Genomic DNA, 20139 nt, shown 5'->3' with positions numbered 1-20139 from the left:
CCCTGTGCGGGCGGGCTTACAGATTATTATTACAGGGTTTTCAGCGGTTCGCTGCGTTGCCAGAAGGCCACGGCAGACCCCAGACACAGCAGATACCCCATCAGTTCGGTGCCTTCTTCAACGATATTTTTTACCGTACGCACATATTCACCCTGCATCACGACTTTCCAGATCATGTTCATGCCAAAGACGCGGGAAAACACCAGAATCAGTACCAGACCGCACACCATATAATGGCAGGCCGGGTGCGCCAGAAAAGCGGACAGCCCGCGAACACTGGTTTTCGGTGTGATACAAGCCCAGCCGACGCAATAGACGGCGAGCAGACTGGCGAAATAGACCCATGAGCCATAATGGATCAGGTCAAAGACGGCATCGAGTTCGCGGATCAGCATACAACCGAAAAAGCCCCCGATCAGGATCATGCCACCGCGTAAGGCGGGATGTTTTCTGGCTTGCAGGAAAAAGAGTGCGCTGATGGCCAGCAAGGTCAGTTCCTGAAGAATTTCAGTGGCGGAGATTTCCTGCACTCCGTCTTTAAAGATCGCCACATCCAGCCAGATGACCAGTGCGGTACTTACTGCGCCCAGTGCTAATAACACAAAATTAAGTAAGTGTTTCAAGAGTGTCTGTTTCATTATGGTCCTGTTTTCAATACGTTGGCCTGCACGCCTGACAGCTTCATAACATGACGCTGTGTAGCCTGAGGTGCTGCAAGGATACGTAAGGTCGTAAACAGGGTATTGGGAATGCGTGCTGGAATGATAATTTTGATGAATACTATGTGCTATTTCGTTGCATTTTTTTGAATGATTTGAAACAGCACGTCATTTACTAATGACGAACGGGAACCGTTGGTGGTAGGTTGCACGGAAACCGCCAGAGAGAGGCCATTTAGCAATCCATGAGTACTCAAACTACAACCGCCAAGCAGCTGGAAGTTCAGCGCATTGTCGACGCTCTGTCTAAAGCTATCGCCCGGCAACGCCTGCGTCCGGGAACCCGCCTGGTGGAATCTCAGCTGGTTGACGCGCTCAGTGCCAACCGCAACCATGTTCAGGTGGCGTTACAACGTCTGGCGATGCAGCGCATTGTCACCATCGAGCCGAACCGGGGTGCCATGGTGGCGCAGCCGACGGCCAAAGAAGCGCGTGAAGTGTTTATTGCCCGCCGCGCCATTGAGCGTGCGATTGTCGAAAGCATCGGGGCGGATGTGATCCGCCGTCACCGGCATCGAATCAGTACTCATTTGCGTGGCGAACGTGACGCCGCGCAGTCAGAAGATCGCCGCGCTATCGTGCGTGAATTAAGCGAGTTTCATCTTATTCTCGGCGAGATCTGCGGGAACGACGTACTGAGTGAAATTCTGGCTAACCTGATGGTGCGCAGCTCACTGATTGTGGCGCTTTATCAGCGTAACGAAGTGCCTTCCTGCCAGTGTGATGAGCATCAGGCCATTATTGATGCACTGGAGGCCGGTGATAACACCCATGCGGCGGCGATTATGCAGGAGCATCTGGATGATCTGGAAGGGGTGCTGGATCTTGACGATGAAGCCGCCGGCGAAGTCAACCTGCGTCAGGTGTTGTCCGACTTATAACGCCGGATGAACGGCATGCCCGACACGGTGAAGCGGACGGGCACGCTGATACGATTACGATGACGTCAAATCGCGCAGCTGCGCACGGTCATTATAAAAACGTTTATACGCCAGATAACCGGCAATAATCGTGGAGAGACTGGCGGTCGCCAGCAGCATAAACGTGACCATTATCTGATATTTGATGGCTTTGACCGGGTCGATCCCGGCAAAAATCAAACCTGACATCATGCCCGGCAAACTGACAATTCCCACGGTTTTCGCCGCATCGATGGTCGGGATCATCGCGGCACGAATACTGTCACGGATAATCCGGCCAGACGCCATTTTCACCGGTGCGCCGAGGCTCAGCATCTCGAGGATTTTTTGCTGGTTATCGAGAAAACGCTGGTTCAGATTGCTGTAACACAATCCCACCGCAACCATCGCATTTCCGGCAATCATCCCTGAAATCGGGATCACCTGCATCGGCAGGAACTCTATGGATCCGCTGAGGATCAGGATCGCTAACGTCAGGATGGTGCCGACGGTAATGGCAATAAACGAAATCGTAAATCCGTTATCGATATTGCGGCTGCGTTTCTTCGCATTCAGCGCGGCATTGACGCAGATAAACAGCACCATCAGAACCGTTAACAGGCTGTTATTGATTTCAAAAACAGACTTCAGGACATAACCGACAATCACTAACTGTACGATGGCGCGGCCAACGCTCCAGATGATGTCCTTTTCCAGTCCGAGTTTTTCTTTCTTGCTGACCAGCAGGGCGACAACCACCAGGATCAGCGCGAGGGCCAGAGACTGATTGGTAATATTATGCTCATTCATGAACCGCACTCCCTTGTGAATGGCGGGTCAGGGTAATGACGTTTTTGGCGTGGCGGATCTCGTTCGTATCATGGCTCACCCACAAGACGGCGATCTGCTCTTTTTCCACCAGTCCGGCGATAATGTCGTTGATATTGATTTTATTCTCTTCATCCAGCGCGCTGGTGATTTCATCCAGCAATAAAACATCCGGCATAAACTGTAAATTCCGCAGCAGGGCAACACGTTGCTTCTCGCCGCCGGACAGTTCCTGCGTGCGTTTGGTGAGCATGTCTGCGGATAACTTCACCCGTTCCAGCCAGTTACGCATTTGTTCTTCATCAGGTTTTTTATTGCGGATCTGATAAGGCAGGGCAAGATTATCGTAAACCGTTTCACCAAACAGCGAGGGCGTCTGAAAGCAATAAGACACGCGCTGCCGGTACACTTCGGGTTTGATCTGCGCAATGTCTTCGCCGTTGAAATAAACCTTACCGCCGGTCGGATTTTGCAATGACGCAATAATCTTTAGCAGCGTGCTTTTCCCGCTGCCAGAGGGGCCGGTCAGTAATGTGAATTCACCGGGTTCCAGCGAGAGTGAAACCGGTTCCAGTAAAGGGATATTATTACGCGTAAATGAGACGTCGTGCAGATGGAGAAGGTCGGTGGGGGTGGTCACGCCTGAAATCCTTTGGGATCGGGAGGGATACATTACTCCTCCCCTTTGCAGGGGAGGAGTAAAAACAGTTACTGAGCTGGCGCGGGGGTCGGAACCACTGGCGTTTCCTGCTCCGGAGTAGGTGCTGGCGCTGCTGGCCCGCCCAGGATCCCGAACAGACCTGCAAATTCCTGCAAGGTCATTTTCTGGCCATTCAGGTCAACCTGATTGTCAGCGTAATGGAACGTGCTGGAAATGGTGTCGTCTTTCACGGTAGTCAGTTTAAACATCTGACCCATTGCGGCCAGACCCTGAACCTGCTGCTGAGCCAGTTTCGCCGCATCGTCAGCGCTGTAGCCTTCCAGCTGCGCAACCTGCGTGGTGACCTGTGTCGCCATCGGCAACGGAATGGTCAGCTTAGCATCCACTTTGTTCACCAGCTGAGACAACATCTGATCCTGTGTCGGTGCCGGTGTTGCGGCCGGATCTTTCAGATCCAGTTGCAGGGTGAAGCTGCTTTCGCCTTTGCTGTTTTTCCAGCTCAGCGGCGCAACGCTGATGCTTGGATTGCCTTTCAGCAACAACGGCAGGTTAGCCAGAAGTAAATCTGCGGCCTGCTGCTGATAGATGGCCGGATCAAGCTGGCCTTGCTGCAACAGCAGGGCGCGGGATTGCTGGTTATAGTTGTCTGCGAATTGCTTCATTGCAGCACCATCCAGTTTATCCAGCTTGAGGGTCAGTTTGGCTGAACCAAAATCCGCACCCTGAATTTTCAGCGCGTCGATGGTGTAATCCTGCTGACCGGCGATGTTATTGCCGTTTTCAGAGAATTTGCTCACCAGTTTGAAGTTATCCAGAGAACCGGCGTCTTTGCCGTCTACGTTCACCAGAATTTGCTTAACGGTCAGGTTCTGATCGCCCACGCCAACCTGGAACTTACCTTGTTTGGTGTCGCTGTCCATGCTGAAACCGGCCAGAGTGACTTTCTCAAGCTGTCCCCACTGGTTTTTCGAGGTCAGGGCAATGCTGTCGGTGTTCGCGTCCAGCTTCATGGCGGTCATATCTTTGTCCACATCGACATTGATTTTGCCGCCGGAGAAGGCCAGCACGCTGTCTTCTTTCTGATAGGTCACCGGAATAATGTCAGCGGCTGAAGCACTCGCGCCACTGTAGGAAACACGCGTATCAATGGTGACCAGCGATTTGCCTTTGGTCACATCAAACAGGCCTTTCACCGTCGGCGTATTTTGCAGTTCTGAATGCACGGACGCCATGCTTGGGATCAGATTGAATTTTTTCAGCTGAGCGGCAGGGAAAGGACCATGATCGATGGTTTCGATGAAGGCAATTTCATCACCGGTTTTCAGCACACTGGTGCCGGCGGTGGCAGCGGCAGGTTCAGGTTGCAGAACGATACGCATTTTGCTGCTGAACAGCCCGCGCTGGTAATCCTGATAGCTGACTTTCAGACCGGCTTTCGGATACGCACTTTGCAGCTGGCTGTTGGCTGCGGCAACCTGCTCATCCATATGTTGTTCGATCAGTTTGCCCGTATACCACGAGACGCCTGTCCAGGCCGCGCCAATGACGACAATGACGCTTACAGCGACTAATGACTTCTTCATATCTCTGTTTATCCTTATGAAATGTCCCGAAAATAAAAAACGCCTTCCGGCGTTATTAGTTTCTTCAGTGTAGCTGAATCAGCAAAAAAATCATCAAAATGGGGCAGTTAGCCCCGTTTTGTTTAAGCAAATGATCATTTAACCGAGTGTATTGAAGACCCGTGCGATCCGGCCATTGCCGCTGACATTCACCGGCGATTCGCTGGCAGACAGGTAACAGGATTCACCAGGGTTCAGCACCAGTGTTTCCTGGTCTTTTACCAAAATGCTCTGGCCTTCGATACAGAAAACAATCGCTGCACTGTCCTGCTCCAGCGTCTGAGGTTGTGCAGACAGGCTGTGGATCGAAAACGCAAAGTCTTCGACCGGAATAGGGAAGTTGAGTTCCGCGCCTTTCGCCACCGGCGTGGTCAGCAGCTCTCCGGCGGGCTTGGCGTTGAATTTCAGGTTCGCCAGCAGTTCCGGAATGTCAATGTATTTCGGGGTCAGACCGGCACGCAGCACGTTATCTGAGTTCGCCATCACTTCCAGCGAGACACCTTTCAGATAAGCATGCGGGGTTTCGGCATACAGGAACATGCCTTCGCCCGGTTGCAGCGTAATCACGTTCAGCAGCAGCGGAGAGAACAGACCGCTGTCGTCAGGATAGAATTCGCCAATACTGCGGACGGTGTCCCACGGCTCGCCGTGTTGTTCATCCAGCACGGATTTCAGCACATCCAGCGCACGGGATTTATCTTCACCTTCGAGACTCAGCAAGCCCGCAAACAGGGCGCGCAGGTGATCGACATCCGGGAAGTTGAGGAAGCTGGCGATCAGCGGATGCGCACCGGCGACCGGTTGCAGCAGGGAAACAATGTCGCGCAGCTCGCGGAAACCGTTCATCGCCTGGAAAGGCGTCAGGGCGTAGACCAGTTCAGGTTTATGGTTCGGATCTTTGTAGTTACGTTCAGCCGCGTCCAGAGGAATTCCGGCGGCATTTTCTTTGGCATAACCGATTTCAGCGGCACCTTTACTCGGGTGAACCTGAATGGAAAGAGGCTGATCGGCGCAAAGCACTTTAAACAGGAAAGGCAATTCGCCAAAACGCCTGGCGACTTTTTTACCTAACTGCTCATCGGGGCTGGCGGTGATTTGATCACGCAGGGAAATCGTCTGACCACTGGTATTCTCAACCTGAGAACTGCTTTTCGGATGGGCACCCATCCACAATTCGGCCATCGGACGGTTCTGCGGATCGGTGATCCCGTAGAGTTTTGTCAGCGCGTCTTTGCTGCCCCAGGCGTAGTTTTGTACACCGTTATGCATCTTTTGCATTGCTTCATCCTGAATAGAAAATATTGCGCCTAGTAGACAATGACAAAGCAGGGTTTACAACATTGAAGCGCTAAAAAGTGCGATGAAAGGGCAATTTCGGAATGGGGATCGGTTCGAATTATACGTCTGGCTTATATGTCACTATAATCTATTGGCCGCGACAGGATGCGTGGGAGCGCGCGCGGTATTTTACAACACCTGCAGAATCCGCTTTTTTATCATAAAGAGCACCGTAAATTGCATCGTAAATAAGCAGCTAAGGAGACAGTAATGGCAGCTATACGCATTGAAAAAGACTCAATGGGGCCAATTGATGTTCCGGCAGATAAGCTATGGGGCGCGCAAACACAACGTTCCCTCGAGCATTTTCGTATTTCCTCTGAAAAAATGCCCACGGCGCTGATCCACGCGCTGGCACTCACCAAACGCGCGGCAGCCAGTGTCAATATGGATCTGGGACTGCTGCCGGAAGAGCGGGCCAACGCCATTATTGCCGCCGCCGATGAAGTGCTGGCTGGCAAACATTCTGCCGAATTCCCGCTGTCCATCTGGCAGACCGGTTCCGGCACCCAGACCAACATGAACATGAATGAAGTGCTGGCCAACCGGGCGAGTGAAATTCTCGGCGGCGTGCGCGGGGAAGAACGTAAAGTTCACCCGAACGATGATGTGAATAAAAGCCAAAGCTCGAACGATGTTTTCCCGACGGCCATGCACGTCGCGGCGGTGATTGAACTGCGCGAAACGTTGATCCCGCAACTGAAGGTGCTGCATAAAACACTCTTCGACAAAGCCACAGCCTATCGCGACATCGTAAAAATTGGCCGTACGCATTTACAGGACGCCACACCGCTGACACTTGGGCAGGAGATTTCCGGCTGGGTGGCGATGCTGGCGCACAGCCTGACGCACATCGAAAACAGTATTCCGCATATTGCCGAGCTGGCGCTGGGCGGCACGGCGGTCGGTACCGGGCTGAATACCCATCCGGAATACGCGGTGCGTGTGGCAAAAGCACTGGCTGAACTGACCGGACAGCCGTTTGTGACGTCACCGAATAAATTCGAAGCGCTGGCCACCTGCGATGCGCTGGTTCACGGCCACGGTGCGCTGAAGGGGCTTGCGGCGTCACTGATGAAAATCGCCAACGATGTGCGCTGGTTATCTTCCGGCCCGCGTTGCGGCATTGGCGAGATCTCGATTCCGGAGAACGAACCGGGCAGTTCCATCATGCCGGGCAAAGTGAACCCGACGCAGTGCGAAGCCATGACCATGCTCTGCGCGCAGGTGCTGGGTAACGACGTGGCGGTCAATATCGGCGGCGCATCCGGTAACTTTGAGCTGAACGTGTTCCGTCCGCTGGTGATCCACAATTTCCTGCAATCTGTCCGTTTGCTGGCGGATGGCATGAACGGTTTTAACGAGCATTGCGCGGTTGGTATCGAACCTAACCGTGACCGTATCACGCAACTGCTTAACGAATCGCTGATGCTGGTGACGGCGCTGAATACGCATATCGGCTATGACAAGGCGGCGGAAATCGCCAAGAAAGCCCATAAAGAAGGGCTGACCCTTAAGGCGTCGGCGCTGAAACTGGGTTATCTGACCGAAGAACAGTTCGACGAATGGGTGCGTCCGGAAGCAATGGTAGGCAGCATGAAGGCATAAGTACCATATTGCTGATGATGACATGAGGTCCGGGAAACCGGACCTTTTTTGTGGCTGATTTATAAAGGATGATCGGTATAAAGGTGCAGGCGTTTAATCAGCAGACTCAGCGGCTGCGACTGCGGTTTGTATTTGTGTTTGATCATCGTGACATCATAATCCGGCAATACTCCCAGCTTCGGTACCTGCATCATTGGCGAACGCAGACATAATGCAATCAGGGGCAGCGGGCAGGGATGTTGCACCTGTTTCTGACTGTTGCGATACCACACGCGGGCAATGGGTTGCACTTTCACCGGCCGTTTAAATTTGAGCGCCGCATGTTCCGGCAGTCGCTTCACATCATTCATTTCGCGGTTAATATTCTCCATCCATTGCACCCGGGTATAAGGCGAGACCGCCCGTCCGGCATTCAGGCTTTTTTCCAGTTGTGCCAGCACTTCATCGCGGGTCACATTTTTTATAATGTGCTTGTTTGCCCAGCCAAAGCGCACGGAATCCGGATCATTCAGCCAGGTCACCGAACGGTAAGCATTCAGGGTGATCAGGCCGCGAAGGTGGGTATGCACAAACTCAAAGCGTTGTTCACGGGCAAGACCCGATTCAACGGTGACAATATGTTCCAGCTCGGCTTTGAGTTTATTCACTTCTTCTATCAGCAGCAGGGCGGACTGATGTTCCGCAGGATCAACGGCATAACACAGCACGCCGGGCAAGCGTACTGCCGATTTACTGCTGACATTTTCATTATTATGATGAATGAACAGGCGCTGAAAATGTTGTAACGCCAGTGTTTGTGCGGCTTCACCGGTGTGCGGTGTCACGCTGATTTTATCCGCAGGATTATGCTCTTCACCTTTCACTATTTCGGGCAGGGCAAAGACCCGTGCCTGCAATAATTCCAGCTGATTCAGGAAATTCCCCAGATCGTGCAGTGCCAGTTCCAGCTCATTAAAACAGCCGTTCATCCGGGCAATCAAATCATAATCCGCCATACATCCTCCAGTTAGTTACAACATACAGTGTAGGCCATAATCATAAAACGTGCACACCTTAATCATGGGGAATTCATCAAATTCAGTGAGATAGTCGTCAGGCAGGGTGGAAAGCAAGTTTACCACTTCAGGCCGGATATCGGGTTAGAATAGCGAAACTTCTTCCATCGTGAGTGCGCTATGACCGACCTTATACGCTGCCCCTGGGGCACGACTGACCCCATGATGATCGCCTACCATGACAATGAATGGGGCAAGCCGGTTCGTGACAGCCGCGCATTGTGGGAAAAACTGATGCTGGATGGTTTTCAGGCCGGGTTATCCTGGCGCATTGTGCTGAAAAAACGAGACGCATTGCGGCTGGCTTTTTGCCAGTTCGAGCCTGCAATAATCGCCGAATTCACGGAAGAGGATATCGAAAAGCTGGTAAATAACGCCGATATTATCCGCTCGCGCAGCAAAATCACGGCGGTGATTAACAACGCCCGCGCATATCTCGCTATGCAGCAGGCAGGGGAAGATTTTGGTGAGTGGATCTGGGCGCAAATCGGCGGAAAAGCGATTCAGCATAGCGGGCCGGTGCCCACGAAAGATGCATTGTCAGAACGCATTTCGAAAGATCTCAAAAAGAGAGGATTTAAATTTGTCGGCCCGACCATTGTCTATGCCTGGATGGAGGCCACCGGCCTGATTAATACCCATCATCCGGCGTGTTTTCGTCGGGCACAGGTGGCCGTTTTATAGCAAAAACACCGTGTTTATTCAGCGGGTGTGATGCTTTTTATATTGTGACGGTGTCACAGAAAGCTGCCGCACAAATGCCCGTCGCAGCACATCAACACCTGAAAACCCGCACTGTGCCGCAATTTGTTTGATGGCCAGTTCCCCGGATTCCAGCAGCGTTCTGGCATGAAATACCCGCTGCTGTTCCAGCCATTCCGCCGGGGACTGCTTCAGTTCCTGATTGAACAACCGTGTCAGATGCCGGGCGCTGATGCCCATATGCCGGGACAGACTTTTCACATTATGCGGCTGATCCAGTGAGTTCATCACCCAGCGTTGTACATCCTGCAGGGCGGAACGCCCGCTTAGCGATGCCTGACCATGACGGCTGAACTGTAACTGTCCGCCCGGACGTTTAAAGAACATCACCAGCTGTGCGGCGACATCCAGCGCAGTTTCCCGACCGAGATCTTCTTCCACCATATGCAGGGCTAAATCCAGCCCGGACGTCACCCCCGCTGCGGTGCGTAGCCTGCCGTCAGCAATAAAAATGGCATCTTCCTCAACATTCACCCGCGGGTATTGCGTCCTGAGCTGACCGGCGACCGACCAGTGCGTGGTGACGTGACAATCGTCGAGTAATCCCGCAGCGGCAAGTAACAGCGCGCCCGTACACACGGAGCCAAAACGCCGGGATTGCAGACTAAGCCGACGAATATCTTCTTTCAGCATTTCATCGGTGAGGAAGGGATCCAGTAGCGGCGCACCGGCAACCAGAAAGGTATCGGCAGGCGACGAAAGGGCGGAGGACAGGGAGATATCCGCCAGAAGTTTTGCACCGGACGAGGTTGGCACAACCCGATCTTCGCTGACGGCCATCACGCTCAGTTTATACACCTCACGGCCGCGCTGCTGATTGGCTTCGGCGAAAACGTCCAGCGGCCCCGAGACATCGAGCAACTGCACGCCCGGTACCGCAAGAATGATGATGTGTTTTGCCATTGAAGGGTTTCCTGTCGCAGATTACGGTTATGTCTCATATCGTCTTGATGCGACGATTGATGACATTCATCCTGCCGCTTATCCTGATTTCATTCAAGCCAACAGGAGAAACATTATGACGCTGAACATCAATGGCATTCGTATTCCCGACAGTAAGATGGCCCGCGAGGCGACTGAACGGGTCCGCGATACAGAAACTGATTTACTGTTTCATCATTCCAGCCGTGTGTATTACTGGGCAGCCCTGGCCGGGCAGCAACGTCAGTTAAAGGTCGATCATGAACTGCTTTATATTGGCTGCATGTTTCATGACATGGGGCTGACTCATGAACATTGCAGTTGTGACAAACGCTTTGAAGTTGACGGGGCGAACGCGGCCCGTGAGTTTATGCAACAGCATGGCGTCAGCCCGCAGGATATCGACAAGGTCTGGACGGCAATTGCGCTGCATACCACGCCCGGGATCCCGGAATTTATGGATCCGGTCATTGCGCTGGTGACGGCCGGTGTGGAAATGGATGTGCTGGGGATTAATTATCAGGGTTACAACGATGATGTCCGTCACGCCGTGGTGGACGCCCATCCACGGACACCGGCCTTCAAGGAAGACATTATTCAGGCATTTTATGACGGCATCAAAAACAAACCAGACACGACGTTCGGCAACGTGAAAGCTGACGTCATAGCCGATAAAGATCCCAGATTTGTCAGAGGGAATTTCTGTTCAGTGATCCGAAACTCACGCTGGAAAGGCTGAAGAAAAGGGCGCGCGGGGAAGGGTGTCCGCCGCGCGCTGCATTCTCACAGCAGGCGAAATTCAATCATAAACAATTCTTTCAGCCCCGGATAAATCTCGCTGATCACCTGTTTCAGCTCCGAGAGAGTCATGTTTTCCTGCGCGGCATGTTGCTCATTCAGCGCATCGAAATGAACCGGTGTGACTGCAATAACCTCAATGTTGCAGAAAAACACCCCGTCTTCATAACGGCTGACACGTACCTGATCGCCTGCGTTAAAATCTGCGTCGCTGGCTTCACGCAGTGTGATCGTTTTGCGTCCGGCAAGGATGTCCGTTTCAAAACGGCCGTAAAAAGTGATGTTTTTCATGAGTTTTCCTGCGTTGATACACGAGAAGTTCCGGTTGATGGTATAGCGGGTGCTGCGCCCGCCGGTGGTTGATTTTATCAGACAGCCAAGAGAAACGAGATCGGCCAGATGCCGTGTTGCCGTGGCCTTACTGACTTTGGCGACTTTCTGATACTGGCTGGCATTTATGCCTTCTGAAAAACCTTTCTCTCCGCCATCGAGTAAGCGGTTGAGGACTTTTCTCTGTTCATCAGAGAAATGACTCGCGTGGTAAATCTGCCAGAACCGAGATTTTTCCAGGATCTGATCAATGCGCTGGATTGCTGTATCCATCGTGGTTTCAAGCATTTGCAAAAACCAGCTGAGCCAGCGGGTCAGATCCATGCCTCCGCGCTGGGTGGCTTCAAGCACATCATAATATCCGCTGCGGTAACGCAGTATGGCCTCCGACATGGCATATAAACGGACGCTGTCATGATCGGCCTGAAACAGCGCCATGTCCGTCAGTGCCCGGGTGATCCGTCCGTTACCATCTTCAAACGGGTGAAGCGTAATGAACCAGAAATGGGCTATAGCAGCCCGAAGCAGCGGATCCAGAGCCGGTCGGTCGAATGACTGGTTATACCATCCGATAAAATGCTGAAGTTCTTCGGTTAATTGTTCACGGGGAGGCGCCTGGTAATGCACTTTCTCATGCCCAATCCGCCCGGAAACGACGCGCATTGTCTCCTCGCCACGCCATTGCCCCCGCCTTAAATACAACGGGGCTGGCTCGGGGAACAACCAGCAATGCCACTGGAACAAACGGGTTTCTGAAAGCAAAGGATTATGGGGATCAAATACATCCATCATCATTTTTGCCAGACCTTCCGAACGTTCCGTCATTGTGCCCGCCGGGTGTTCCGCAAGTCCCAACCGTTTTGCCAAAGACGAACGAACAGAACGGGCATCGGGCCGTTCATTTTCGATTTCAGAAGAAGAAAGAATGTTGCTCAGCATGGCTTCGAGCGAATACTCAGTGGCTTCATGCCCGGAGCGGGATTCGACTTTACCCACTAGTTTGCCCATTTTCAGGCGAGTCTGCCGCAACATGGGCTGGATAACATCGTCATCCCAGTTCAACTGTGGCCAGTCAGATTTTTGCCAGATCCATTGTTGATTATCCATAACGGGAAACCTGTGAGCCGAATAGAAAGTCTATTTGGCTCATTATACGAGCCGAATAGAGATTGTAAACGGCTCATTGGGCCTCAGTGATGGCATTAAAGAAGAACAGGGTGGGTGACCAGTTCGCCGTCAGCGTAGCGGTGGATCATAAATGACAGGCAGTTGTTCACCGGAGGAACGATTTCTGAGCCAAACCATAACGGGTTTTCCGGACAGAGTGATCCACAGATATAAGCCGGGATTCCGGCCAGGTTTCCCACCATTGGCCGGTGAACATGACCCGAGGTGATTGCCAGGGGTTTTCGCAGATGGTCAGATAAACACTCAGCCAATTTTGCCGCATCTAGACACATTATCTGATCTAAAGGCGTTATGCCGCTGCGGATAACCGGATGATGCATAAAAAGAATCGACGCTGCGGGACCGTCAGTGGCCAGAATATCGGTAAGCCACGGAAGATGTTCGCCGACCGATCCGGCAGCGCTATTTCTGAGGGTGGTATCAAGGCCAATAAGACGAAGCTCACCGATGTCTGCAACAAAATGCAGAGCGCCATGGGTCGAGGTGTGACTCCAGTAGTGACAATCCAAAACGGACTTCATCACTGCGCGGTCATCAGAATTGCCAGGCAGGATAAAAGATGGAAAGGATCTTTCGTTAAGTTTACCTGCAATGATCTCATAACCATCAAACCAGTCGTCGTCAATCAAATCGCCGGTCAGTACAAGGGCGTCCGGCGACATGGGATCCAGCCATGCCAGGGCGCGATCAAGTCGGGTGAGGTTATCGTTATGTTCATGAGCATGGATGTCAGACAACTGAGCGATGATCACTAAAAAACCTCCTGAAAGGATATGTGCGGCCGGATACAAGGTTAATGTAGAAGATATCAGGTGGATAATCAAAGTGCGTATAATGTATATTATGTTAAATTGGATACCCAGCTGCGCACCACACCTTTATTCTTCCTGTATCACGCCTCACCCGCCTCTTTGTCTCTGTCATCATCATAATGAATGGCCAGCCATATGGTGGTTTCATCAGGATCTGTCCATTCGACACGGTGTCTGCATAACGACGGGATATTCACGAAGTCGCCTGATTTCATGATCCGCACTTCTGTTTCGTTTTCGATTTGCAAACCTGCCGAACCTTGCAGAACCAGCACCCACTCATTTTGCGGCTGACAATACCAGAACCCCGGCGGACTGGCCTGTCCGGTCGACACGATCCGCTCGATACGCAGACCTGGCCGGGTCAGCAAATCTTCAAAGGTTTCTTCTTGCCGGTCGCCTGCTGCCTGAGGAATGTCTCTGAACATATTGTCCGGCATTCAAACCCTCCGTTTGCACTGAATCTGACATTTCAACCTGATCGCGCTACGTCGATTCTGAGAATCAATCAGTACCGTAGTACTGCAGAATTCACGTAGCGCATCCATTTTTACACGCTTAAAGGTTATAAACCGGCGTACGCCTTCTCAACTTTCGCCATGTATCTGGGTGCTTGCGCCGCAGGATGATACTGACGCACATGCCAGTTAAAGGCTTCCGGCGTCAGCTGGTTGATCATCTGAATGGCCGTTTGCCGGTTACTGGAAAAAGTACGCAGTAACGCACCGGCGCCATTGGCATATGCAACTTCGGTGGCGTAACGCCGTGTCAGCGGATCATTGATCCAGTTTAGCTGCTGCCGTTGTAATGCGCTGATATAGGCGGTGCCCAAATCAATGTTGGTTTCCGGATCCAGTAAATCGTCATCATCAGGACAACCCCGTTTGCCTTTATAACGGTATGCGTCACAACCACTGGTCGAGGCTTTCAGTTGCATAAGGCCGATGGCATTTGAAGGACTGACGGCTTCCGGATTGAAACCGGATTCGACCTGAATAATCGCTTTAACAAGTTTACGATCGACTTTGTATTCATCAGCGGCATCCTCGATTTCATCATCAAAGGCATGCGTATCGTATTTTTTATAATGAGGTTTGCTGGAACAGCCAGCCAGAATCATCAGCATGACCAACGTGCTGAATTGTAATGGTTTTTTGAATGTTGAAATCATAATCTTCCAGGGTTGATATGAGTAATTCTCCGCGTTGATAAGATACCGTTATCGTCACTTCCGGTCATGCAGTAATGCGTACTTTTTGACAATCGGCCTGTGCCAAAAATGCGGAATCCTGTCCGGGCGCCCTGCTTTTATGTTCATCCGCTGGCTGACGATGCGGATAAAAGCATCAAGCGGTTTGACTTATTTAATACAGAATGTATTTTTAATGCCATGAACACATTTCTGATTATCGTCCCCGACGGGGGCATGTTATTCGAAGCGGCAGGCATTGCCGATATCCTCATGCAGGCCAACCGTCTGTTGCCACCCGATGCGTCCGGTTCGCCATATCAGGTCACGGTGGCGACGACGCAACCGCACCGCGTGGTACACGGCGTTTCCGGCCTGAATCTGCTGGCCGACCACCGGCTTTGTGACCTTGACCCGACGCTGCCCCGTGACACCATTATGATCACCGGCAAGGGCCTGACGGATGAAGAAGGCTCCGGCGTGGTTGACTGGCTGAAACAGGCAGCACCCTATGCCCGCCGCGTGGTGTCTGTTTGTGGCGGTGCCGTATTGCTGGCGAAAACGGGATTGCTGAACGGTCGCCATGCCACCACACACTGGCGATTGCTGGACGCGTTGCAGGCTGAATATCCGCAGATCGTGGTCGAACGCGGGCCGTTATATGTTCAGGACGGACCGGTCTGGACATCCGGCGGCGTCAGTTCGGGGTTCGACCTCACCCTGGCTCTGGTTGAAGATGACCACGGTTTCAGCCTGGCCAGAGATGTCGCACAGGATCTGGTGATGTTTCTGCGGCGTCCGGGTGGACAGTCGCAATTCAGCCGCTATCTTTTGAATCAGGCCAGTGACGGCCCTATCCGCGAACTTCAGACATGGCTCATGCAGAATCTGACCGGTGACTTATCGGTCGAAAGCCTTGCAGAACGCGTGGCGATGAGTCCGCGAAACTTCACGCGGGTTTTCACCCGTGAAACCGGCATCACTCCCGCCAAATACGTGGAAGAAGCGCGACTGAGCGCCGCAAGACAACTTCTGGAACAAACGACGCAAAGCATCGGGCGGATCGCCCTTTCCACCGGCTTTGGTGGCGGTCTGAATCTGCGCCGTGTGTTTGAAAGAAATCTACAACTGACACCCAAAGAATACAGAGAACGCTTTTGCTCACGCATGTTGGCGTAAATTGATCTTTTATTGTCATTTACGCCATATCTCCTTCGGACTAAATTAATCGTAAGTCAGATAACTAAGGAGTTCATCATGGTCAAAGTAGGTATCAATGGTTTCGGCAGGATTGGGCGGAATGTGTTGCGCGCGGCACTGGGGCGTGATGACTTTCAGGTGGTGGCAATTAACGATCTTACCGACAGTAAGACCCTCGCGCATCTTCTGAAATATGATTCCCTGTCCGGCACCTTAAAGGCAGATGTTGAAGCGGGCGAAGGCCAGCTGCTGGTCGATGGCAAAACGGTGCGTGTCTTTTCAGAAAGAGATCCGGCGGCTATTCCGTGGAGCAGTGTCGGCGTGGATATTGTCATTGAAGCGACCGGCTTCTTTACTGAAAAAGCCAAAGCTGAAGTGCATATCACCAAAGGCGGAGCCAAACGCGTGATCATTTCCGCACCGGCCAAAAATGACGACATCACTATCGTGATGGGCGTTAATGACGGCGAGTACGACCCGGCAAAACACAAAGTGGTCAGCAACGGCAGTTGTACCACCAATGGCCTTGCCCCTGCCGCGCAGGTTCTGCATCAGACCTTCGGCATCGAGCACGGTCTGATGAACACCACACACGCTTACACCAACAGTCAGGCGTTACACGATCAGCCTGAAAAAGATTTGCGCGGTGCGCGTGCGGCGGCTGTTTCTATCGTGCCTTATTCCAGCGGCGCCGCTAAAGCCATCGGGAAAGTCATCCCCGAACTTGACGGACGGATGACCGGTTATTCCCTGCGTGTGCCGGTTCCTGTCGTATCCATCGTCGATTTAACCGTGAACCTGAAACGTGAAGCAACGGTGGAAGAAATCAATGCCGCGTTCCGTAAAGCTGCTGAATCCGGTCCGCTTAAAGGCATTCTGGGCTACAGCGAAGAGCCGCTGGTCTCGAGTGATTACCGTGGCGACCCGCGCTCTTCTATCATCGACGGGCTGTCAACGCTGGTGATCGGCGGCAAACTGGTTAAGATTCTAGCCTGGTATGACAATGAATGGGGCTTCTCAAACCGTCTGGTGGATCTTGCCCTGTTAATGGAAAAACGCGGTTTATAAGATCCTCTTTTCCTGCCAGAATAATGACAGACACCGCCGTATGGCGGTGTTTTTTTATGGCTTGCAGACTGTCACCTTGCTTAAAGAAATACACTGTATGTTGTAACTAATATAATGACTTTCACTCTTCCTGCGGGCCGATTTTCATAAACGGGTTGTAGGCGATTTCCCAAAGATGTCCGTCCGGATCGGCGAAGTAGCCCGAATATCCGCCCCAGAACACTTTCTGCCCCGGCTTGATGAGTTTGCCTCCGGCTTTTACGGCCTGAGCCAGGATCGCATCCACTTTGGCTTCACTGGCGACCGTCTGCGCCAGTGCGACACCGCGAAAACCTTGCCCTGCCGCGCTGACTTCTGCGTCTTTTGCCAGTTCTTCCCACGGAAAAAGAGACAGCCACGCCCCTGCCAGTTCGAAGAAACTGACCCCGTCGGAATCGATGACGACTTTGGGAAAGCCGAGTCCGTGCTGATAAAATTCAGTCGCCACCGCTAAGTCTTTAACGCCCAGCGTAATCATGTTGATGACCGGTTGCATCGTATTTTCTCCATAAGAGGGATAAAGGAAACGTCAGAAAAACAGCCTAACGGGTTTCTGAAAACCCTGCTGCGACGCCTCTTCCACTTGTCTCAAAATGTTAACAGCGGCCTGCCTTTTCTGGTAAATGTTGCATATCGTGCTACTCTGACGCCATAAAAAACCTGCTTACGCCCCGTCGCTGAGGATAGCCTTTGACCACATTACACCGCCGCCCGGAAGCCACCTCGCCTGCCGTCCGTTTCCTGCCTGAAACCATCCATATCGGTCGTCAGCTGCGAACCTATTGTGATGCCCGATTCAAAACCATTGGTCTGACGCTGGCACGGGGTCAGGTGTTATTACACCTCGAAGCCGCCAGGGGTCGCCTGCCTCAGGGCGAACTGACATCGTTGCTGGAAGTGGAACACCCCACCGCTATCCGCCTGTTCGACAGCCTTGCTGAGCTGGGGCTGCTGGAACGTTGCCCTGGTGAAACTGACCGCCGCTCCAAAGATATCAGGCTGACCGAAGCCGGTACCGAACTGGCCAATCAGGTTCGCAGCATGACGGATGATATTCTGATCCGCGTTATGGAAGGCATTCCGCAAAAAGATGTGGATATCGCCCGTGGCGTTCTCGCCAGTATCACTGCCAATATCGCCGCATTGTAGTGGCGTTTTTCTCCCGAATTCCCCCCCGCCATCGCCTGCACTAATCACTTCCGTTACTGATTTGTTATTCGTTATTTTCGTTTGTAAATATCACTGATATGAATAATTGGCTAGACACTGTTGAAACGCCTTATTACATTATGTAGCAAGCTACAAACTAGTTGGGTAATGACTTACAAGGCATAACGATGACGACGGGTTCTGATTCAGATGTCCGGCAGGATGCCGGTGAATTATCAACACGGGATGCATCACCACAAAAAAGCCAGCCTGCACCGCCCGAAGTACCGAAAGCCGATACGCCGCCCCCGGTGCCGCCGTCGCAGCATCACCCTTTTGCTGTTCAGGTCAGCACCTGGCTCTGGCAATTTCCGCGTTTGAGGATTGGGGTTTATGCGCTGGCGTCGCTGATTATCGGCATGACGCAGGGCCTGGGGATCAATCTGGTCAGCTCAAATCTGCCGGGCATTCAGGGTTCGCTGGGGATTTCCAATGTGGAAAGTTACTGGCTGGTCGCCGCCTATACCGCCACCAGCGTCACCGGTACGATCCTGTTATACAAAATCCGCACCCAGTTTGGTTTCCGTCGTTTCGGCGAGTATGGCCTGTTGTTTTTTGCCGTCGCCTCGATGGCGCAAACTTTCACGCATGATTTCCAGACTGCACTGGCCGTGCGGGCAGTGATGGGTTTTGCCATGGCGTCGCTCGGTCCGCTGGCGTTGTTTTATATGTTTGAGATTTTCCCGCCCGCCAAAAAGCTGACGGCAGGATTGTGTTTCGGGCTGGCGGGGAGTCAGATTGCCCTGCCGGTGTCGCGCATTATCTCGCCGCATCTGTTAGATCTCGGGCACTGGCATCAGCTGACGACGCTGGAATCCGGTCTGTCGCTGATCTGTCTGACGATTATCTGGATTTTGCCGCTGACGCATCCGCCCCGGGTGAAAGTTTTCGAGCGGACGGACTGGATCAGTTATCCGCTGATCGCCACGGCCGTGGCCTGTATGTCGGTGGTGCTGACCATGGGCCGCTATTACTGGTGGCAGGAAAAAGACTGGATTGGTGAAGTGCTGGTGGTCGGAATCATCGCGCTGACGCTCTCTTTTATGGTCGAGCTGAAGCGTAAAAATCCGATCATTGATTTGCGCTGGCTGATGACGCCGGAAATGCTGCTGTTCACCGGCTCAATGTTGTTTGTGCGCATGCTGCTTTCGGAACAGACCACCGGCATGGTCGGCTTTCTGAATCTGGTCGGGTTGCTCAATGACCAACTGGTGACGTTGTTTTGTGTGATCCTCGGCGCGACTTTCGCCGGACTGGTGGTGGTCAGCATCATTCACAAAGCCAACCGGATTGTTTATATCCATCTGTTTTCCATAGCCCTGATCGCCGTCGCCTCGTTTATGGATGCCCATTCCACTGTGGATACGCGCCCTGAACAGTTTTATCTGACGCAGGGAATGATTGCCTTTGCCGGGGCGATTTTCCTGCCGACCTCGCTGTGGCTTGGGTTTATCCGCGCATTGCAGTTTGGTCAGAGTCAGATCATCAGTTTTATTCTGGTATTTCTCTCCACCCAGAACGTCGGCGCACAGGTCGGCAGCGCATTCCTCGGGACTGTTCAGATCCTGCGGGAGAAATTTCATTCCAGCGCGCTGGTAGAAAATATCAGCCTGCAAAATCCGTTAGTGGTCGAGCGCGTTTCTCAATACAGCCATTTTCTGAAACCGGTGTTAAACGACGGCACGCAACTGAGCGCCGAAGGTCTGGCACAACTGAGTCAGAAAGTGACACAGCAGGCCGGATTGCTGGCCTACAACGATGTTTTTTTGGTGGTGTTTTACATGTCGCTGGGCTGTTTTGCCGTTCTTTGCGCGCACATTATTGTCGGACGGATCCAGACGAAAAGACGCGAAGCCACTGAGGCTGTCGCCTGAATCACTCGCTTTTACAGAT

General features: G+C 52.5%; 20 protein-coding genes and 1 pseudogene. 8 read left to right on the top strand and 13 right to left on the bottom strand.

Annotated elements, in window-relative coordinates; translation table 11 throughout:
• Positions 1-29 precede the first annotated feature (29 nt).
• Positions 30-638, bottom strand: a complete 609-nt coding sequence (locus tag EDF78_RS20480) for a hypothetical protein (protein ID WP_131692806.1) — start codon at positions 636-638, stop codon at positions 30-32.
• A gap of 266 nt (positions 639-904) precedes the next feature.
• Between EDF78_RS20480 and EDF78_RS20475 the strand changes: the two genes are divergently transcribed.
• Complete coding sequence (locus EDF78_RS20475; protein ID WP_133823804.1) at positions 905-1600, top strand: GntR family transcriptional regulator; 696 nt, start codon at positions 905-907, stop codon at positions 1598-1600.
• A 54-nt stretch (positions 1601-1654) separates the two neighbouring features.
• Here EDF78_RS20475 and fetB read toward each other — a convergent pair whose 3' ends face one another.
• The 4 genes from fetB to manA all read right to left on the bottom strand — a co-directional run bounded on the left by fetB (position 1655) and on the right by manA (position 6007).
• On the bottom strand, positions 1655-2428 hold the full coding sequence (gene fetB / locus EDF78_RS20470) for an iron export ABC transporter permease subunit FetB (protein ID WP_131692805.1): 774 nt from the start codon (positions 2426-2428) through the stop codon (positions 1655-1657).
• Positions 2421-3086, bottom strand: a complete 666-nt coding sequence (fetA, locus tag EDF78_RS20465; protein ID WP_131692804.1) for an iron ABC transporter ATP-binding protein FetA — start codon at positions 3084-3086, stop codon at positions 2421-2423. Before fetA ends, fetB begins: the two co-directional genes overlap by 8 nt.
• A 68-nt stretch (positions 3087-3154) precedes the next feature.
• The gene (locus tag EDF78_RS20460; RefSeq protein ID WP_119826072.1) at positions 3155-4690 is read right to left on the bottom strand and encodes a YdgA family protein; all 1536 of its coding nucleotides are present in this window, start codon (positions 4688-4690) and stop codon (positions 3155-3157) included.
• Positions 4691-4828: 138 nt separating this feature from the next.
• Positions 4829-6007 (bottom strand): mannose-6-phosphate isomerase, encoded by a 1179-nt coding sequence (gene manA, locus EDF78_RS20455; RefSeq protein ID WP_119826070.1) that lies wholly within the window; start codon positions 6005-6007, stop codon positions 4829-4831.
• A gap of 270 nt (positions 6008-6277) precedes the next feature.
• On the opposite strand from manA, the gene fumC reads away from it, so the two are divergent.
• Positions 6278-7675, top strand: coding sequence for a class II fumarate hydratase (gene fumC, locus EDF78_RS20450; protein ID WP_119826068.1), 1398 nt, complete (start codon positions 6278-6280; stop codon positions 7673-7675).
• Between the two features lie 59 nt (positions 7676-7734).
• Here fumC and tus read toward each other — a convergent pair whose 3' ends face one another.
• On the bottom strand, positions 7735-8670 hold the full coding sequence (tus, locus tag EDF78_RS20445) for a DNA replication terminus site-binding protein (RefSeq protein ID WP_133823803.1): 936 nt from the start codon (positions 8668-8670) through the stop codon (positions 7735-7737).
• 180 nt (positions 8671-8850) lie between these two features.
• On the opposite strand from tus, the gene EDF78_RS20440 reads away from it, so the two are divergent.
• Positions 8851-9414, top strand: a complete 564-nt coding sequence (locus EDF78_RS20440) for a DNA-3-methyladenine glycosylase I (protein ID WP_119826066.1) — start codon at positions 8851-8853, stop codon at positions 9412-9414.
• 18 nt (positions 9415-9432) lie between these two features.
• Here EDF78_RS20440 and EDF78_RS20435 read toward each other — a convergent pair whose 3' ends face one another.
• Positions 9433-10395, bottom strand: coding sequence for a helix-turn-helix domain-containing protein (locus tag EDF78_RS20435; protein ID WP_133823802.1), 963 nt, complete (start codon positions 10393-10395; stop codon positions 9433-9435).
• 115 nt (positions 10396-10510) lie between these two features.
• Here EDF78_RS20435 and EDF78_RS20430 point away from each other — a divergent pair, with 115 nt between their 5' ends.
• Positions 10511-11152: an HD domain-containing protein gene (locus tag EDF78_RS20430; protein ID WP_133823801.1), complete on the top strand. Its 642-nt coding sequence runs from the start codon at positions 10511-10513 to the stop codon at positions 11150-11152.
• A 44-nt stretch (positions 11153-11196) separates the two neighbouring features.
• Here the strand turns inward: EDF78_RS20430 and yqfB are convergent, their stop codons facing one another.
• The 5 genes and pseudogenes from yqfB to EDF78_RS20410 all read right to left on the bottom strand — a co-directional run bounded on the left by yqfB (position 11197) and on the right by EDF78_RS20410 (position 14712).
• Positions 11197-11502, bottom strand: a complete 306-nt coding sequence (gene yqfB / locus EDF78_RS25620) for a N(4)-acetylcytidine aminohydrolase (protein WP_165772361.1) — start codon at positions 11500-11502, stop codon at positions 11197-11199.
• 42 nt (positions 11503-11544) lie between these two features.
• Positions 11545-12648, bottom strand: a pseudogene (locus EDF78_RS20425) (Fic family protein); the annotation flags it as partial.
• A gap of 95 nt (positions 12649-12743) precedes the next feature.
• Complete coding sequence (locus EDF78_RS20420) at positions 12744-13481, bottom strand: metallophosphoesterase (protein ID WP_133823799.1); 738 nt, start codon at positions 13479-13481, stop codon at positions 12744-12746.
• A gap of 140 nt (positions 13482-13621) precedes the next feature.
• Positions 13622-13981 (bottom strand): cupin domain-containing protein, encoded by a 360-nt coding sequence (locus tag EDF78_RS20415; RefSeq protein WP_133823798.1) that lies wholly within the window; start codon positions 13979-13981, stop codon positions 13622-13624.
• A 125-nt stretch (positions 13982-14106) separates the two neighbouring features.
• The gene (locus EDF78_RS20410; protein WP_095922042.1) at positions 14107-14712 is read right to left on the bottom strand and encodes a transglycosylase SLT domain-containing protein; all 606 of its coding nucleotides are present in this window, start codon (positions 14710-14712) and stop codon (positions 14107-14109) included.
• 219 nt (positions 14713-14931) lie between these two features.
• Between EDF78_RS20410 and EDF78_RS20405 the strand changes: the two genes are divergently transcribed.
• Positions 14932-15909 (top strand): helix-turn-helix domain-containing protein, encoded by a 978-nt coding sequence (locus EDF78_RS20405; RefSeq protein ID WP_119827402.1) that lies wholly within the window; start codon positions 14932-14934, stop codon positions 15907-15909.
• Positions 15910-15987: 78 nt separating this feature from the next.
• Positions 15988-16998: a type I glyceraldehyde-3-phosphate dehydrogenase gene (gene gap, locus EDF78_RS20400; protein WP_131692796.1), complete on the top strand. Its 1011-nt coding sequence runs from the start codon at positions 15988-15990 to the stop codon at positions 16996-16998.
• Between the two features lie 121 nt (positions 16999-17119).
• Here the strand turns inward: gap and EDF78_RS20395 are convergent, their stop codons facing one another.
• Positions 17120-17533 carry a VOC family protein gene (locus tag EDF78_RS20395; RefSeq protein ID WP_095922040.1) on the bottom strand — a complete coding sequence of 138 codons (414 nt, stop codon included), beginning with the start codon at positions 17531-17533 and terminating at the stop codon, positions 17120-17122.
• A 194-nt stretch (positions 17534-17727) separates the two neighbouring features.
• Between EDF78_RS20395 and EDF78_RS20390 the strand changes: the two genes are divergently transcribed.
• Entirely contained in the window at positions 17728-18186 is a 459-nt protein-coding gene (locus EDF78_RS20390; protein WP_095922039.1) for a MarR family transcriptional regulator, read from the top strand.
• A 188-nt stretch (positions 18187-18374) separates the two neighbouring features.
• Complete coding sequence (locus EDF78_RS20385) at positions 18375-20120, top strand: MFS transporter (protein WP_095922038.1); 1746 nt, start codon at positions 18375-18377, stop codon at positions 20118-20120.
• The last annotated feature ends 19 nt before the right edge of the window (positions 20121-20139 follow it).

It is taken from the genome of Rahnella sp. BIGb0236 (genome assembly GCF_004364755.1).
GTDB lineage: Bacteria > Pseudomonadota > Gammaproteobacteria > Enterobacterales > Enterobacteriaceae > Rahnella > Rahnella victoriana.
The sequence above is the reverse complement of the archived record's forward strand: the minus strand, read 5'-3'. Positions and strand labels throughout refer to the sequence as shown.

Bases quoted from the DNA above. Each gene is read 5' to 3' on its own strand.
- EDF78_RS20395 (WP_095922040.1), bottom strand. From the start codon at position 17,533: ATGCAACCGGTCATCAACATGATTACGCTGGGCGTTAAAGACTTAGCG.
- EDF78_RS20405 (WP_119827402.1), top strand. From the start codon at position 14,932: ATGAACACATTTCTGATTATCGTCCCCGACGGGGGCATGTTATTCGAA.
- EDF78_RS20480 (WP_131692806.1), bottom strand. From the start codon at position 638: ATGAAACAGACACTCTTGAAACACTTACTTAATTTTGTGTTATTAGCA.
- manA (WP_119826070.1), bottom strand. From the start codon at position 6,007: ATGCAAAAGATGCATAACGGTGTACAAAACTACGCCTGGGGCAGCAAA.
- EDF78_RS20460 (WP_119826072.1), bottom strand. From the start codon at position 4,690: ATGAAGAAGTCATTAGTCGCTGTAAGCGTCATTGTCGTCATTGGCGCG.
- fetB (WP_131692805.1), bottom strand. From the start codon at position 2,428: ATGAATGAGCATAATATTACCAATCAGTCTCTGGCCCTCGCGCTGATC.
- EDF78_RS20435 (WP_133823802.1), bottom strand. From the start codon at position 10,395: ATGGCAAAACACATCATCATTCTTGCGGTACCGGGCGTGCAGTTGCTC.
- EDF78_RS20415 (WP_133823798.1), bottom strand. From the start codon at position 13,981: ATGCCGGACAATATGTTCAGAGACATTCCTCAGGCAGCAGGCGACCGG.
- yqfB (WP_165772361.1), bottom strand. From the start codon at position 11,502: ATGAAAAACATCACTTTTTACGGCCGTTTTGAAACGGACATCCTTGCC.
- fumC (WP_119826068.1), top strand. From the start codon at position 6,278: ATGGCAGCTATACGCATTGAAAAAGACTCAATGGGGCCAATTGATGTT.
- gap (WP_131692796.1), top strand. From the start codon at position 15,988: ATGGTCAAAGTAGGTATCAATGGTTTCGGCAGGATTGGGCGGAATGTG.
- EDF78_RS20430 (WP_133823801.1), top strand. From the start codon at position 10,511: ATGACGCTGAACATCAATGGCATTCGTATTCCCGACAGTAAGATGGCC.
- EDF78_RS20385 (WP_095922038.1), top strand. From the start codon at position 18,375: ATGACGACGGGTTCTGATTCAGATGTCCGGCAGGATGCCGGTGAATTA.
- EDF78_RS20475 (WP_133823804.1), top strand. From the start codon at position 905: ATGAGTACTCAAACTACAACCGCCAAGCAGCTGGAAGTTCAGCGCATT.
- EDF78_RS20410 (WP_095922042.1), bottom strand. From the start codon at position 14,712: ATGATTTCAACATTCAAAAAACCATTACAATTCAGCACGTTGGTCATG.
- tus (WP_133823803.1), bottom strand. From the start codon at position 8,670: ATGGCGGATTATGATTTGATTGCCCGGATGAACGGCTGTTTTAATGAG.
- EDF78_RS20440 (WP_119826066.1), top strand. From the start codon at position 8,851: ATGACCGACCTTATACGCTGCCCCTGGGGCACGACTGACCCCATGATG.